This window comes from Gardnerella sp. C0026F2 (genome assembly GCF_056590715.1).
The window spans coordinates 182356-198082 of record NZ_JBWPWR010000001.1 but is presented as its reverse complement, the minus strand read 5'-3'; the positions used below and the strand labels follow the sequence as shown (position 1 = coordinate 198082).

General features: G+C 40.5%; 13 protein-coding genes. 2 read left to right on the top strand and 11 right to left on the bottom strand.

Annotation, left to right across the window (positions count from 1 at the left end; translation table 11 throughout):
- Window positions 1-37: 37 nt before the first annotated feature.
- The 5 genes from AC1EK3_RS00640 to AC1EK3_RS00620 form a co-directional block, all read right to left on the bottom strand.
- Entirely contained in the window at window positions 38-532 is a 495-nt protein-coding gene (locus AC1EK3_RS00640) for an S-ribosylhomocysteine lyase (RefSeq protein WP_004106032.1), read from the bottom strand.
- A gap of 117 nt (window positions 533-649) precedes the next feature.
- Window positions 650-2347 carry a nickel ABC transporter ATP-binding protein NikE gene (gene nikE / locus AC1EK3_RS00635; RefSeq protein ID WP_480033282.1) on the bottom strand — a complete coding sequence of 566 codons (1698 nt, stop codon included), beginning with the start codon at window positions 2345-2347 and terminating at the stop codon, window positions 650-652.
- Window positions 2344-3228, bottom strand: coding sequence for an ABC transporter permease (locus tag AC1EK3_RS00630; RefSeq protein WP_421789714.1), 885 nt, complete (start codon window positions 3226-3228; stop codon window positions 2344-2346). The genes nikE and AC1EK3_RS00630 overlap by 4 nt, the downstream gene beginning before the upstream one ends.
- Window positions 3229-3270: 42 nt before the next feature.
- Window positions 3271-4236, bottom strand: a complete 966-nt coding sequence (locus AC1EK3_RS00625; RefSeq protein ID WP_421789712.1) for an ABC transporter permease — start codon at window positions 4234-4236, stop codon at window positions 3271-3273.
- Window positions 4237-4387: 151 nt separating this feature from the next.
- Window positions 4388-6079 (bottom strand): ABC transporter substrate-binding protein, encoded by a 1692-nt coding sequence (locus AC1EK3_RS00620; protein WP_480033283.1) that lies wholly within the window; start codon window positions 6077-6079, stop codon window positions 4388-4390.
- A 441-nt stretch (window positions 6080-6520) separates the two neighbouring features.
- Here AC1EK3_RS00620 and pdxS point away from each other — a divergent pair, with 441 nt between their 5' ends.
- Complete coding sequence (gene pdxS, locus AC1EK3_RS00615; protein WP_076002965.1) at window positions 6521-7456, top strand: pyridoxal 5'-phosphate synthase lyase subunit PdxS; 936 nt, start codon at window positions 6521-6523, stop codon at window positions 7454-7456.
- Window positions 7453-8052: a pyridoxal 5'-phosphate synthase glutaminase subunit PdxT gene (gene pdxT / locus AC1EK3_RS00610; RefSeq protein WP_480033284.1), complete on the top strand. Its 600-nt coding sequence runs from the start codon at window positions 7453-7455 to the stop codon at window positions 8050-8052. Before pdxS ends, pdxT begins: the two co-directional genes overlap by 4 nt.
- A gap of 124 nt (window positions 8053-8176) precedes the next feature.
- On the opposite strand, the gene AC1EK3_RS00605 is transcribed toward pdxT, so the two are convergent.
- The 6 genes from AC1EK3_RS00605 to AC1EK3_RS00580 form a co-directional block, all read right to left on the bottom strand.
- Entirely contained in the window at window positions 8177-8944 is a 768-nt protein-coding gene (locus AC1EK3_RS00605; protein WP_480033285.1) for a type III pantothenate kinase, read from the bottom strand.
- 180 nt (window positions 8945-9124) lie between these two features.
- The gene (locus AC1EK3_RS00600; protein WP_480033361.1) at window positions 9125-10555 is read right to left on the bottom strand and encodes an ABC transporter substrate-binding protein; all 1431 of its coding nucleotides are present in this window, start codon (window positions 10553-10555) and stop codon (window positions 9125-9127) included.
- Between the two features lie 46 nt (window positions 10556-10601).
- Complete coding sequence (gene glmS / locus AC1EK3_RS00595; RefSeq protein WP_415683781.1) at window positions 10602-12509, bottom strand: glutamine--fructose-6-phosphate transaminase (isomerizing); 1908 nt, start codon at window positions 12507-12509, stop codon at window positions 10602-10604.
- Window positions 12510-12626: 117 nt separating this feature from the next.
- A complete protein-coding gene (locus AC1EK3_RS00590; protein ID WP_480033286.1) occupies window positions 12627-13415 on the bottom strand; it encodes an amino acid ABC transporter ATP-binding protein in 789 nt (262 codons plus the stop codon).
- Window positions 13416-13501: 86 nt separating this feature from the next.
- Window positions 13502-14503: an amino acid ABC transporter permease gene (locus AC1EK3_RS00585; protein ID WP_480033287.1), complete on the bottom strand. Its 1002-nt coding sequence runs from the start codon at window positions 14501-14503 to the stop codon at window positions 13502-13504.
- 142 nt (window positions 14504-14645) lie between these two features.
- A complete protein-coding gene (locus tag AC1EK3_RS00580; protein ID WP_480033288.1) occupies window positions 14646-15554 on the bottom strand; it encodes an ABC transporter substrate-binding protein in 909 nt (302 codons plus the stop codon).
- Window positions 15555-15727: the final 173 nt, after the last annotated feature.

Sequence of the window (15727 nt, the reverse complement as noted above, 5' to 3'; positions counted from 1 at the left end):
AAGCAAATAAAGCTACGCAAAATTAGCTAATTATTACTTACACAAGTTTGCGCTCAAAAGGATCCGAACTAATTCCCTTCGCCAGAATATCTTTACACCATTGACTAGCACCAAATAAACTGTGGTCTCTATAGTTGCCGCAAGATTCAATAGTTGTTGCAGGAACATCATCCCAAGTCGCCTTAAACGCAATAAACTCAAGAGATTCCTTTAAAGCGCGCGCCACATCTTCTGTGCTGTGTTCGCCCCAAGTTAGCAGATGAAAACCAGTTCTGCAACCAAAAGGAGAGCAATCAATATAGCCATCAATACGCTCGCGAAGTAACACTGCAATCATATGCTCAATTGTGTGCAAAGCTGCAGTAGGAATTGCTTCCTCATTAGGCTGCGTTAAACGAATATCATAGTTGGAAATAACATCCCCATTAGGACCTTTTTGCGTATTTATATAGCGCACATAAGGTGCTTTTACTTTAGTATGATCTAGTTCAAAACTTTCTGGTCTAGGTCTAGACGCATCCTGCTTATTCATAAGTATTCCCTTCACTTAACTACACAATAAACAATGTACTCTTTAACGTACTAAGTACTTCTATAGTAGACGGTAGTTGCCTAAATAGTTGAAAGATTTATTAGTTGAAATATTTATTTACATGATTGCTGCGTTTACAAGAGCACGAGTGTAGTCATTTTGTGGATTATTGAGCACATCACTTACACTGCCACATTCCACAACTTTTCCTTCATTAAGAACAATAACTCGCGTTGCTAAATGCCGAATCATACCCAAATCATGACTTACAAATATGCATGACATGTTTTTACGCTCCGAGCGAATTGCCGCAAAAGCGTCTAAAATGCGAGTTCTTTCCGCAACGTCAATTGCACTCATAGGCTCATCGGCAAGCAAAACTCGAGGATTATTGATTAATGCGCGAGCAATACAAACACATTGCGCTTGACCGCCAGAAAGCTCGTGAGGGTGACGTTCCAAAAAATCTTCAGGTTTTAAGCCTACTAATTTCAGCATTTCGCAAACACGCTGTTCAATAGTTGCATCGTCTAATTTAAGCGATTTTCGCCATATTCTAAGAGGCTCAGCAACACTTTTTTGAACTGTCCAGCGTGGGTCTAATGCAGCAAACGGATGCTGAAATACAAGCGACGATTCGCGTCTCATAAGAGTACAAGCATTTTTATTTACTTCTAATAAATTTGCATTATTTACGATTTCACCGCAATAAGTAACGTTTCCTTCGCAAAGAGTTTCAAGCCCCAACATAGCGCGTATAAGAGTTGTTTTGCCGGAACCAGATCCGCCAATAATCGCCAAAGATTCGCCGATATTAAGATTTAAATCTACACCGCTTAACACTTCAGCACGAGTTTTTGCGCGACCTAAAGTAACGTGAATATTTTTTGCATTTATAAGCGAATTTTCTTCACTGTTGCCAATATGGGAATTAAATTCCTTAAAATCATCGTTTTCAGAACCAGTATTTACAGAACCAATATTTGCAAAATCAGTATTTGCAGAACCAACTTTTGCAGAATCTAAATTTTTAGAATCTAAATTTTGCGCTCTAAAAGTCAACTTTTTAGCAGCGCTCACTAATTGTTTAGTCGAAGAAATACGCGGATTATCAAGCAAATTCTTAACATTTTCACTATCGACCACACGCCCAGAATCGAGCACATAACAACGATTAGCAGCATGTGAAAGCACAGAAAAATCGTGCGTTACAAAAAGCATTGAAGCGCCCATATCATCTACAAGTGAAGCAAGCATTCGAACAACTTCACTTTGTGTAACCGAGTCAAGCGCAGTAGTGGGCTCATCAGCCAAAATCAAACGCGGAGAGGTAATCAAAGCTGTAGCAATACCAACTCGCTGCTGTTGACCTCCAGAAAGCTCAAACGTGCGTTTAGATGCGAGATTTTTTGACAACCCTACTTTTTCAAGCATAATGCATACTCGATTGTGAATATCGTCATCATCTAGATTGTAATGTATTCGCAAAGGCAAAGAAATTTGTTTTTCAACGCTTAACATTGGATTAAGCGCTCTATTAGCTTGCTGAAATACTACGCCAACGTATTTTCCGCGAATAGAAGCTAAGTTTTCATCTTTTGCTTTCACTGTTTGAAGATTACCAAGCATACAAGAGCCTGAAATTTCAGCATTTGACGGCAATAATCCAGTTATAGCTCGAATTAGCATAGATTTACCAGAGCCAGAAGAACCAACTAAGCCAACACGCTCACCGTCAGAAATCTCAATTGATACGTTGTCAAGAATTAGTTTTCCGCCAAGTTTTAGCGTGAGATTTTGAATATTTAAGCTCATTTTTCCCCTACTTTATTCGTGCTTTTTGATGAAGGATCTAAAACTTTGCGCAATACGTCACCAAAAAGATTAAGAGCAACAACAACCACAGTCACAATCAAACCCGGCCAGACAACCGATAAAGGATTTACGTGAATTAACGAAACAGAAGTAGCCAACACGCGCCCCCAGCTAGGAACTCCAGCAGGAACACCAATACCCAAGTATGTTAAGCCACTTTCAGCCAAAATAACGGTTCCTGCAGAAAGAGAAAGCTCAACAAAAGCAACAGGAATAATATTTGGTAAAACATGATGAATAAGGACATATTTACGCGAGGAACCTTGCAAAACAGCTGAAGTCACATAATCAGATTGCAACGCAAGCTGCGCACTAGGCCGTACAATACGTGCTAAATTCAAGCCATAGCCAGTTCCACAAGCAATAACAATCACAACAACACTAGCTCCAAACGGAACTGCAAGCATAAGCGCAATTAAAACAGTTGGAATAGAAATCAATGCGTCAACAGACATAATGCTTATTGTGCGAACAATTTGTGAACTAGAAATCATAAAGCTCAAAACAATAAACCCAACACAAGTAGCAACTAGAACAGTAGAAAAAACGAGAATCAGCTCAATTCTTGAACCAGCCATAAGCCAACTAAGCATATCTGAACCAGTGCCGTCCGTGCCAAGCCAATGCGAAAAAGACGGCTTCTGCCATACTTTAAAACCATTAGTTTCTAAAAGTGAGTACGGAGTCCATAAAAGCGAAAGCAAAGCAACAAAAAACCATATTGCAAACGTTAAACACACAAATTTACCGAAAGTAGCATTCCATATGCGCTTAAACAAAGTAGATTTTACTTTGATACTTTTTTTAGACATATTGCACATAAAAACTCACCTTATTCGCATGTTAGATTCAACAATAGGAAATTAATTCAAACTATCTTTAGATAACCTAGGGTCAAGTAGTCGGTGGGTAATGTCAACTACAAAGCCGATTAGTAAGAACAGCGCAGCAAGCATAAAAAGCTCACCTTGCACTGCAATTAGATCGCGCAAACCAACATCTCGAACCATTCCCGTACCAATACCAGGTAAGGAAAACAGGTTTTCAATAACCATCACACCCATAACCATATGAGCGAAAGTTAAACCAATAACAGATACAAGTTGAGGAAGAGCAAGTCGCAAACCAACACGCCACACAACTTGTTTGCGAGTCATTCCGCAAGCCATAGCTTGAGAAGCTACTTCACTTTTAACAATATTTTCAACAGTTGCAGCAGTATAACGCATAAAACTAGAGCCAACAATAAGTCCTACCGTAAGAGCCGGAATAAGAAGAGACGCAAAAGCTTCAGGAAATTCGCTCCAGCCATCTGTAGGGAAACCTTGAGTTGGCAACAAACTGAACACACCAATACCGCGTCCTAATAGCAAAATAAGTAGCATGCAACCCCATAATGCTGGAACAGAGCCTGCTGTAATAGCCAAAAAGCGCATAATTGCCTGTGAAAGTTTGCCTTCATGAGTAATTTGCAAACATCCAAGTGAGATACCAATTACTAAAGCAATAAACAGACCCAAAAGAATCAGCGGAAAAGTAATAGAAGCACGCATCGCAATAGTTGAACTTACAGAACGACCAGTTAACATAGACACGCCAAAGTCACCGCGGAAAACACCACAAATCCAGTCAACATACTGAGTAAAAAGTGGTTTATTAATACCAAGTTCTGCTCTAAGCTCCTCTACTTTTCCGCTAGGAGCGTTTAAGCCAGCCATAACTTGCGCAACATCGCCCGGAAGTACACGTAACGATATGAAAATAACTACAGAAATGCCAAGTAAAGCAAGAATAAACAGCAATACTCTGTAGCAAATCATGCGAAACATAAAATGCCTCCTTTCTTATGGACTTTCCATGCAAACTCAATAGTGAACTTAGAGCACATGACAAGCGATGTTCTGCCTTCGTTTCTACTAACGAAGGCAGAACATATTTATATAATGTATTAGAAACTAGATGGCAACTAGCAAATAAAAATCAACTAAGTCGCAGGTTGTATAGCGGCAAAATCTCTTGATTCATGTCAAAAGGCATTCCTTCAAGATTCTTCACTTTCGCAGTTACAACACGATAGTTAAACAGCCAATCCGCAGGAGCATCCTCGCTAATAATTCGCGCAGCTTTAGCGAGCAATTTATTTGACTCTTTAGGATCCGCACAAAGCATAGCTTTAGCATACAAATCCTGGACTTGCTTATTGTCGTAACCGTAGTAATACGTAGGATCCGCCCACTGTCCAAAATCGTGACTCTCATTGTGATCAACCATCGACAAATCATACTGCTTATTCTTATAAACATCCTGAAGCCAAGTAGTAAACTCAACAATATTAACTTTCAAATTGATTCCAATAGGCTTCAATTGCGAGCGCAGCTGATCGCCAATTTGCGTGCCGTAAATATTCGGATAAGTAAGCGTCAAATCCATAGGATGAGATTCGTCAAATCCGACTTCCTTCATTAACTCCTTAGCGCGCTGCAAATCATGCGGATACAGCTTAGTTAAATCCTCATAACCAGGGTCAAGAGAAGGAATTGGACCGCCAAGAGCTAAATCCGTACCTCCACGAGATGCAATAATTTGCTTGTGATCAATCGCGTAACGAATAGCTTTGCGCACGCGCTTATCTTTAGTACGTTCGCCTTTCATATTCATAGCTAGAACAAATTTATCTGTGCCATTACCTGCACTGACATCGTAACGCTTGGAATCATCTTTAAAAGGCTTAGCAAGTTGACCAGAAATAGGAGCTAATGCTTGCACAGAACCGGAAGAAAGTGCGTCAACCGCTGCGTTATCGTCAACAAAATAGCGAACTACTATCTTATTAGTTTTCGCACGATGAATGCCTTTATAACGCGGATTTGCTTTTAAAACAACGCGATCATTTGGCACAAATTTGTCAATTAAATACGGTCCAGAACCAACTGCTTGAGTTTTTGCATCATACTTTGCGTTTTTATCAAAAACTAAACCTGAACGACTGCAAAGTGCCCACAAAAGCTTAGCATTTGGCTCTTTAAGAGTGATTTCAAACGTGTAATCATCTTTTGCTTTAGCAGACTCAACTTTTCCAACCATGTTAGAGCCGCGATATTTTTTAGCAATAAGCTCGTTAAACGACCATTCCGCATCATGCGCAGTAAGCTTATCGCCATTAGAAAATACAGCGCCCTTACGCATGTGGAATGTGTAGCGCAAACCATCTTTACTTACTTCCCAGCTTTGAGCTAACGAAGGAACTACCTGATTAGTAGCATTGCGAGCAACTAAGCCTTCATACACATTGCCAATAAGCAACTGGTCAAGCGATGAACCTGATTGGTTACGTATATCAAGATTCGTAGGAGCTAGCTTTAGACCTACAGATATAGTTTTGTTCGAAATTTCTGATACTGAATTTGATTTATTTGGTTTATTAGATGTAGTAAGAGTTGCAAAAATTGCACTAAACACTACTATAAAAACAATAGCTAAGCTAAATAGCCACATCTTGCCCATTTTGCGTTTCGAGCCTGAATAAGCATATTTTTCAGCTTCATTCAGCGAAGAGTCAGTGCTCGCAGCGAAAGAAGTGCTTTTGTTAGCTTCATCGTTAGTTTTACCGGAGAATTTTTCAGTCGCGCCGTTTTCTTCGTGCACGCTTTCCTCAGGTTTGCTGTTAGACATACCATAAACCTTTCTTAATGGCATATAAACATTATTTATTTGTTATTATTTATTTTTTATTTATTCTTTATTTATTTTTGTCTTATAGCTCGCCGCTTTATTGGAAATGCACATTTGCAAACATAACTATTTGCATACCACATAAACCCAAATACAAGTCGACGGCATTACTAATCGTAGTCGATTGACAAGTCAGGCTCACCTATGGCGCGTCCAAAAAATCAAATAATATTTTGTATATTTTTGTAATATTTTTATACCAATACATATGAGATATATCCTACGAATGTGGTTAAATTCCAACAGAACGTAAACTTGCAAACGTACGCAATAATCGACATAAGATTAAAGCGTAGAAGCGCGCAAATTCACGAAATATTAAGATGCATACACGTATCTAATATGTTAAAAGCTCATATGTTAAAGCTAAAGCGAGGAATGATGGCTGAGAACTTGAATACTACGGTAACTGTGAACGAATCCTCGGATCCGCAAAACAAAAGCGGCGAAGACCGTACAGCATTGAACCGTCAATTGGCACAAATGCTTAAAGGCGGCGTGATTATGGATGTCACCACCCCAGAGCAGGCGCGAATTGCTGAGGATTCTGGCGCGTGCGCAGTTATGGCCTTGGAACGTATTCCTGCTGATATTCGCGCAGCCGGCGGCGTTTCTCGTATGAGCGATCCAGCAATGATTCACGGCATTCAAGAGGCTGTGTCTATTCCTGTTATGGCAAAATGCCGTATCGGTCACTTTGTTGAAGCGCAAGTGCTTGAAGCTATTGAAATCGATTACATCGACGAAAGCGAAGTTCTTTCTCCAGCCGACGACGTGTATCACATCAATAAGCGCGATTTTGCTGTGCCTTTCGTTTGCGGTGCTAAGGATTTGGGCGAAGCTTTGCGCAGGATTAACGAAGGCGCTTCCATGATTCGTACTAAGGGCGAGCCTGGAACTGGAGACGTGATTCAGGCTGTGCGTCACATGCGCATGATGAATTCCGCAATTCGTAAGCTTACAAGCATGCGCGAGGATGAGCTTTTTGAAGAAGCTAAGAATTTGCGCGTGCCTTTCGAACTCGTAAAGTACGTTGCACAAAACGGCAAGCTTCCTGTTGTTAACTTCGCAGCCGGCGGCGTTGCTACCCCAGCTGACGCTGCTTTGATGATGCAGCTTGGCGCTGAAGGCGTGTTCGTTGGCTCCGGCATATTTAAGTCTGGAGACCCAGCAAAGCGCGCTGCAGCAATCGTTAAGGCTGTAACTAATTACAAGGATGCCAAGATGATTGCTAAGCTTTCCGAAAACTTAGGCGAAGCTATGGTTGGCATTAACGAGCAGGAAATCAAGCTTTTGATGGCTGAGCGAGGCGAGTGATTTTGTCAAACTCACCTACCAATACTGATAACTACGCTCATACTGTAGCAGTTTTAGCTGTTCAAGGTGCTTTTCTTGAACATCGCTTAATGCTTGAAAAATTAGGCGCGCGCGTTATTGAGCTTCGTCAAGCGCGCGACTTGGAGCAGTCTTTTGACCGCTTAGTACTTCCGGGCGGCGAAAGCACTGTGCAAGCTAAGCTTCTTCGTGAGCAAAATATGCTCGAACCTTTGCGCGAGCGGATTGCAGGCGGAATGCCTGTTCTTGGCACTTGCGCAGGTTTGATTTTGCTTGCGAAGAACGTGGAAGGTGACGAAGTAAACGGTTTTGGCACTTTAGACGTAACAGTTAAACGCAATGCTTACGGACGTCAGCTCGGAAGCTTCCATTGCGAGGCTGAGTTTGGTGATCTAGGCAATGTGCCGATGACGTTTATTCGCGCGCCTTACATTGCAGAGGTCGGCGCCAATGCTGAGGTTCTTGCAACTGTAGATGGCCATGTTGTCGCCGCGTGCCAAGGAAAGCAAATCGGCACATCCTTCCACCCGGAGCTTGACGACGATACGCGAATTCACCAGCTTTTCCTGGATTTGTAATCGAATTTGCAATCTTTCGTAAATACAAAAAGCCTTGCAAGAGAGGTCTGTCTTCGTCAATAAAGACAAAGACAGACCTCTCCCACGTTTGGAGCACAAAACAACAAATAAACGATATTTACTATTAGTGCAAGTTTCGCTGATAAATCGAAGCCATACCTTTGAAAATAAGATCCGGATCGTAATAGTCGATCGATTGCACGTCATTTTCAAAAAGCCTACCCAAACCACCAGTAGCAACTACCTTAAATGGCTCGTCTATTTCAGCTTTAAACTGCGCAATTGTGCGTTCAATCCCACCCAAGAAGCTGTAATATAATCCAGCTTGCATTGCGAGTTTAGTAGATTTTGCAAGAACAGACTGCGGTCTAGCTATTTCCACTTCTGGAAGCTGAGCTGTGTTATCCCAAAGTGCAGCAGCTGCAGTACGAATTCCTGTGCAAATAAGTCCGCAAGTAATCGCACCACTTTTATCTACATAGTTGTAAGTTGTTGCTGTACCAAAATCAATAACTAATACAGATCCTCCATACTCACTAAACGCGCCAACGCAATCAGCTAAACAATCCGCTCCAAGAGTTCTTGGCTCATCAATGCGAATATTCATGCCGGTTTTAACACCAGGACCTACAATCATAGGATCGATATGAAGAAATTTGATAATACTAGCACGGAATGAATGCATAACTTTCGGCACAACAGAAGCAACGATAACATCTTCAACATCACTTATTTTAAATCCGCTTAAATGCAAAAATTGCGCAATCATAATGCCATACTCGTCTGAAGTATGATTGGACTTTGTTGTCATACGATAAGTGCCAACAATCCTGTTATTTTCCAAAAAACCCAGCACAATATTCGTATTACCAATGTCTACTGCTAATAACATGTGTGCCTACTTCCTATATTGGCATTTAGCGGATTTAAGTTAATTTGCAATCACGTACGCACTATTTATACGTGTATTTATACTATCCTATTGTATTTATACTACTTTTGCTAATAATCTTACATTTACGCAAAATTAAGCTGCTTTTATGAAATCACTTAATTTTAATAAGTTACGAAATTATCTAACTACAAATCCTTGATTGTAACCATATTCTTGAAGATCTTTTTCCCACAATAAAAGACCATCTTTTAAAGAAATGCGTTTACCAGGAGCATCTGGAAGCCACAATTTACTTCCATCATCTCGAGTAAAACCAGCATCAATCATGGCTTGCACGTTTAATCTAGCTAAAGATTTAATACTCCAATTATACGCTTGACCCATAGTTGCTCTAAAATCACTGCGCGAATAAACTTCAAAAGGCAAATACCTGTATCCCGTATCCACGCGATTAGCGGCATCTGCGAATACACGATTAAACTTCTGGTCGCCAAAATAAGGTATATCAATGCCTCGTGAATCACGAATAGTTGTTCTATCTAAAAATGACTTATCTCTGAGCGTAACAACATCCGCAGGAAACGCTCCACCATTGACACGAGTACGAATTCCACGCATATCGTGACATACAAAATTCACAAATCGCATTGCTGCTTCAGGCTTACGGCTCGATTTAAGTACAGATAACGAAGAACCGCCCATTTCTGCATTACGCTTTTCTCCGTGCATAGTTGGCACATTCGTGACTTTCCACAATCCTGCAGTTCCAGGCACATTTTCCAAAAGCAAAGACGGCATCCAAGCTCCTGAGAAAACAGAAGCAATCTTGCCAGCTCCAACACCGTTCTTCCAGCGTTGACTCCAAGTTGTAGTTCTAATGTCAATCAATCCTTCATCAATCATTGATTGCCAGAACTTTGTAAACTCTTCAGTACCCTTATCTTTGCTCAATCTAACAGTAACTGTTTTCCCATCATGAGAAGTCATAAACGGGTGTCCGCCTGCAAGCCAAATCATAGCGTTATAAAAACTTGCGTCACCTGAGTCTGCCGCAATATACACACCGATATCTTTAAGCTTACGAGCAGCCTGACGGTAATCTTCCCAAGTGTGTATTTTTGTGGCATCTACACCAGCCTGCTTAAACACGTCATCATTATAAAACCAAGCCATTGGGCCAGAATCCATTGGCAAACCGTAAACGCGTCCACCAAGTTGCACAGAAGACCATGTTCCAGGAGTATAGAAAGTGCGAGTATTTTTCACACGATCAGTGATATCTAAAAGTTGTCCACTTACAGCATATTGCGGAAGAGCAAAATATTCTAATTGAACAATATCTGGCATGCCGTAGCCATCTTGAATAGCGCTATTAAGATTATTGTATCCGCTAGTATCTTTTACAGTTACATGAACATCCGGATTATTTAGTTCAAATTCTTCAGCAAGTCGCTTCATGCTTGGTTCCCAAGACCAAACACTAATTTGAGTTCTAGAATCTTTAGTTCCGCATCCGCAAGAAAATAGCAAAGAAAAAACACAAAGTATCGACAGAAGCAAACGCGAAAAATGATTGCGTTGTTGCAAAATTCTTGCAAATGCAGACATAAGATTTGCCATCCGTTACTTTATGTTACTCAACGTTGTTATGCGCTTACTCAACAGTTACAGACTTTGCAAGATTACGAGGCTTATCAACATCATAACCTTTTAACTTTGCCATATCCATCGCAAATAATTGCAATGCAACTACATCTACAAGAGGACTTAGCAAAGTCGCACATTTAGGACGCCAGAACACAATATCAGCATAGCGAGAAGCATCTGGATCACCCTCTTCTGCAACAGCTATAGTGAAAGCTCCGCGCGCTTTAACTTCTTCAATTCCAGAAATAACTTTCGCATGAAGCACATCACGACCGCGAGAAGATGGCACAATCACAACTACCGGCTCACCTTCATCTACAAGCGCAATAGGACCGTGCTTAAGCTCACCTGCAGCAAAACCTTCAGTAAAGGTATACGCAATTTCCTTAAGCTTCAACGCACCTTCTAGTGCAACAGGATATCCAACATGTCGACCTAAGAAAAGGAAAGATTTAGCTTCTAGAGTATGCTCAGCAGCTTTCATAATTGATTCAGATTGTGTATCAAGTACATGCTGAATTTTATCCGGCATCTCTTTTAATTGCGCAACTATTTGCTGAATTTCGTCACGATACATAGTGCCTTTTACTTGCGCCAAAAACAGACCAAGCATATAGGCTGCAACTATTTGCGCAACAAAAGCTTTAGTAGACGCAACTGCTATTTCGGGACCTGCATGCGTGTAAAGAACTGCATCAGATTCGCGCGGAATGCTAGAACCTTGCGTATTGCAAATTGCAAGAACTCGACTACCTTGCTCGCGCGCATGACGCAAAGCCATAAGCGTGTCCATTGTTTCACCAGATTGCGAAATAGCAACAACTAATGTGCGATGAGTCAAAATAGGATCGCGATATCTAAACTCATGCGCTAATTCAACTTCTACAGGCACACGAACCCAATGCTCAATAGCATATTTTGCAACCAATCCGGCATAACTTGCAGTTCCGCAAGCAACAACAATAATTTTATCTATTGAACGCAAAACATCTTGGCTAATATGCACTTCATCTAGCACAATATTTCCTTGCGCATCAAAGCGACCTCGCAAAGTGTCAGCAACAGCATGTGGATCCTCATGAATTTCCTTATCCATAAAGGAATCCCAACCGCCTTTTTCTACTGCAGAAGCATCCCAATCAACCTTAAAACAAGTAGGATTTTCAACAATATTATTGTCAAAATCAGTTAGAAGCAAAGATGCTTTGCCACTGCCATCTACATCTCCAATGCAAACCGCTTGATCTTGACCAACTTCCAAGACTCGATCCGTATAAGCAACAAAAGCTGCAACGTCAGAGCCAAGGAAATATTCACCGTCTCCAAGACCTACAACCAAAGGCGAATCGTGACGAACAGCAGCCACAATACCTGGCTGACGAACGTCAACAGCAAGTAATGTAAAAGCTCCTTTTAACATTTTTGCAGTACGACGAAGAGCTGTGAATAAATCCGGCTTACCAGTTTCGTTCACAATATCATTCGCAATTTTGCCAAGTAATTTTGCAGCAACTTCAGTATCTGTTTGAGAAGAAAATTCGTATCCTTCTTCGTGAAGTTGCTCTTTTAATACAACAGCATTTTCAATAATGCCGTTATGGATAAGCGCGATTTTGCCATCTGCACTAGTATGAGGATGCGCATTAGTGTCACAAGGAGCACCATTAGTAGCCCAACGAGTATGACCAATAGCTGCACTCGCTTCAGGCATAGGATTTGCATCAATATCGTTGCGAAGAACAGATAAACGACCAGCTTTCTTTCGCACAGTCGCACATTTCATCCCAGGAGCAACTAAAGCTACACCCGAAGAGTCATATCCGCGATATTCTAGACGCTCTAACCCACCTAAACAAACTTCTAAAGGTTTTGCACAAACTTTTCCAAAACCTGCGTATCCTACAATGCCACACATAATCTTCTATTGTACGTTATGCGAGAGAGCGCACGCCAGAGAAGCACACAAAAACTACGCAAAACTACATAAATAAGATACGTTTCTTACGTAAATAAGATACGTTTCTTACGTAAATTACAATACGTGATTTAGGAAATCTTTAAAACGATCAGTTTGCGGATTGGTAATAATATCTGCACTACCATGCTCAACTATGACACCGCCATCCATAAACACAACCTGATCTGCAACCTCACGCGCAAAACCAATTTCGTGAGTTACTACAATCATAGTCATGCCATCTTTAGCAAGATTTCGCATAACGGTTAACACTTCACCTACAAGCTCTGGATCCAACGCGGATGTTGGCTCGTCAAATAGCATAATTTCCGGTTTCATAGCAAGAGCACGAGCAATTGCAACGCGCTGCTGCTGACCGCCTGAAAGCTCTGCAGGATAATGGTTCATACGCTCATCCATGCCGACTCGCTTTAGTTCTTCAATAGCTAAATCACGCGCTTCTTGAGCTTTCATATGCATAACATGAACAGGAGCTTCCATAACGTTTTCTAAAGCCGTCATATGAGGGAATAAATTAAAACGCTGGAATACCATGCCAAGCTTTGCACGCTGTTGAGCAATTTCTTTGTCGTTAAGAGCCTGCAGACACTTCTCGCCCTTATACGTTACTTGCTTTACGCCGATGCGCTCGCCATAAATACTTATACTTCCTGCAGTCAAAGTTTCTAGTTGATTAATTAAACGTAATAACGTCGATTTTCCAGAACCAGACGGACCCAAAATAACTGTTACGCTACCTGGTTTCACTGTCATATTAATACCGTTAAGTACATGCAATTGACCGAAAGATTTTTGCACGTCGTTAATAGCAACCGCAGGAAGATTAGATTTTGCTTCTACCATTTATTCACATCCAATTTGTTTGTTTCATGCAAAATTTAAAGTTTACAAAGAAAAATATTTAAAAATTTAAGCTATTATGCGCTTATTTAAGCATTAAATCCGAGCATAGTAGCATCATTTCGTCCTTTAACATTTTTCCGTTTAGCATCTAATGATTGATCGCCGCGCTGATCAGAATCAGTATTAAGTTGAGCATGTTTTACAATATCTCTTGCTTCAAAGCCTTTAGCAAAATGCTTCTCGAGCATGTATTGCAAAACCATCAAAATGGAAGTAATAATCAAATACCAAATACTTGCAACAAGAAGAAGCGGAATTGGTTTATAAATACGGTTAGCAATAGCGTTTGTAGCAAATTGCAATTCAAGAGTAAACGGAACTGCAAGAACTAACGAAGTCGTTTTTAGCATACCAATTGTTTCGTTACCAAGCGGAGGAACAATAATACGCATTGCTTGAGGAAGAATTATACGCCTCATAGTTAAAGCTCTACCCATTCCAAGAGCCTTAGCAGCTTCAACTTGTCCGCTATCGACAGCTTCCAATCCTGCGCGAACAATTTCCGACAAATAAGCGGATTCATTCAAAGACAAACCAACTACAGCAGCAGTAAGAGAAGTCATAATTACATTAGAATCAATAGACCAAAATTCTACAGATGTAAAAGGAATACCAATACTAATTCTCGGCACAAGAACCGCAAACATACCCCAAAATACAAGCTGCGTATAAACAGGAGTACCACGGAAAAACCAAATAAAGAACCAACTTACGCCACGAAGCACAGGATTAACTGACTTACGCATCATCGCTAAGCCTACAGCAAACACGATTGAAATTACCATAGCAATTAGCGTAAGAAGTAACGTCCAGCCAATACCAGAAAGCACGTTATCGCTTATTAGATATATTCCAACTACTTCCCATTCAAAACGAGGGTTAGTAATAATACTGTAAAGAAGCGAACATGCTATCACAGCTACAATTACTCCGGCAACAATAGGTCCTGGCTTTTTTACTGGCAAAATACGTTCAGAGTTAGCTACTCCGGACTTGCTCTTAGAAGAGTTACCAATTAAAGAATTCAAAATATGCTCCAATAAGTACGTTATACAAAACAGCAAAGTAACGAAACAATCTGAGCCGAGAATTAAATCACGACTCAGATTAACGATATCATTTTAAATAATTATTTGATTATTTGATAGCTAAAGTTTGATAGCTAAAGTTTTATAGTTTTGGATTAACTACAGACTTTTCAATAGCAACATCTTCAACGCCCCACTTCTTCAAGATATCCTTGTAGACGCCGGACTTCATAAGCTTATCAATACCAGCTTTTACAGCCTTCAGCATCGCTGTATCACCCTTTTTAACAGCCGCTCCCATTGGTTCAGAATCCTTGCTGTTTTCCAAAATTTCAAGCTTTCCAGGATTCTTAATTGAAGCGTAACCTGCAACAGGAGTATCTGCATACATAACGTCAGCGCGACCGGAAATAAGTGCGGTAGTTGCGTCAGTTTGCTCCTTGAAACTCATGATTTCAAGAGGCTTATCACCTTTAGCTGCGCACTGTTTCTTTGCTTCTTCCATAATAGGTTCGCCAACAGTACCAGTTTCCAAAGTCACTTTCTTGCCACAAAGGTTCTTTGGATCTACCTTAGTAGGATTTCCCTTGCGCACTTCAAAAGACAAACCTGCGTTTGCGTAAGTAATAAAGTCTACAGACTTCATACGTTCAGCATTTACTGTAAAACCAGAAATACCGACATTATATTTGCTTCCTATTGCTGGAATAATTGAGTCGAACTGAGCATGCATAATTTTTGCTTTTAAGCCCATGACCTTTGCAAGAGCCTTCGAAAAATCAATTTCGTAACCTACAGGAGTTTTACCGTCTGCAGCAAAGAATTCTGCAGGAGCATAACTTACGTTTACACCAACAGTTAGCTCTCCTGTTTTCGCAACTTTTGCTGGCACTAATGCTGCAACAGCATCATCTTTTTGCACATGACTTACATCATAGCTACGAGCAACATCAGGGTCTGCTTTTTTAGAATCAGCAGGTCCACATGCAGCAATACTGCCAATCATTACTAAAGATGCAACAATAGCAACAGGTTTCATAGATTTAAACATGGTTCTTCTCCTCATTTATTTACTAAGAATTTATAATTTGCATTAATGTGTATAACTATACACGATAACGCTACAAATTCAACAGCCTTTTATGCGATTATTGAATATACGAAGATACTCATACAGTACATTCGCGCAACAATTATGCTTTGTATAATCAAAAACTGTATATT

What these genes read in the sequence shown, in the direction of transcription:
- AC1EK3_RS00640 (WP_004106032.1), bottom strand. Translation starts at nt 532, where the DNA reads ATGAATAAGCAGGATGCGTCTAGACCTAGACCAGAAAGTTTTGAACTA.
- nikE (WP_480033282.1), bottom strand. Translation starts at nt 2,347, where the DNA reads ATGAGCTTAAATATTCAAAATCTCACGCTAAAACTTGGCGGAAAACTA.
- AC1EK3_RS00630 (WP_421789714.1), bottom strand. Translation starts at nt 3,228, where the DNA reads ATGTGCAATATGTCTAAAAAAAGTATCAAAGTAAAATCTACTTTGTTT.
- AC1EK3_RS00625 (WP_421789712.1), bottom strand. Translation starts at nt 4,236, where the DNA reads ATGTTTCGCATGATTTGCTACAGAGTATTGCTGTTTATTCTTGCTTTA.
- AC1EK3_RS00620 (WP_480033283.1), bottom strand. Translation starts at nt 6,079, where the DNA reads ATGTCTAACAGCAAACCTGAGGAAAGCGTGCACGAAGAAAACGGCGCG.
- pdxS (WP_076002965.1), top strand. Translation starts at nt 6,521, where the DNA reads ATGGCTGAGAACTTGAATACTACGGTAACTGTGAACGAATCCTCGGAT.
- AC1EK3_RS00605 (WP_480033285.1), bottom strand. Translation starts at nt 8,944, where the DNA reads ATGTTATTAGCAGTAGACATTGGTAATACGAATATTGTGCTGGGTTTT.
- AC1EK3_RS00600 (WP_480033361.1), bottom strand. Translation starts at nt 10,555, where the DNA reads ATGTCTGCATTTGCAAGAATTTTGCAACAACGCAATCATTTTTCGCGT.
- glmS (WP_415683781.1), bottom strand. Translation starts at nt 12,509, where the DNA reads ATGTGTGGCATTGTAGGATACGCAGGTTTTGGAAAAGTTTGTGCAAAA.
- AC1EK3_RS00590 (WP_480033286.1), bottom strand. Translation starts at nt 13,415, where the DNA reads ATGGTAGAAGCAAAATCTAATCTTCCTGCGGTTGCTATTAACGACGTG.
- AC1EK3_RS00580 (WP_480033288.1), bottom strand. Translation starts at nt 15,554, where the DNA reads ATGTTTAAATCTATGAAACCTGTTGCTATTGTTGCATCTTTAGTAATG.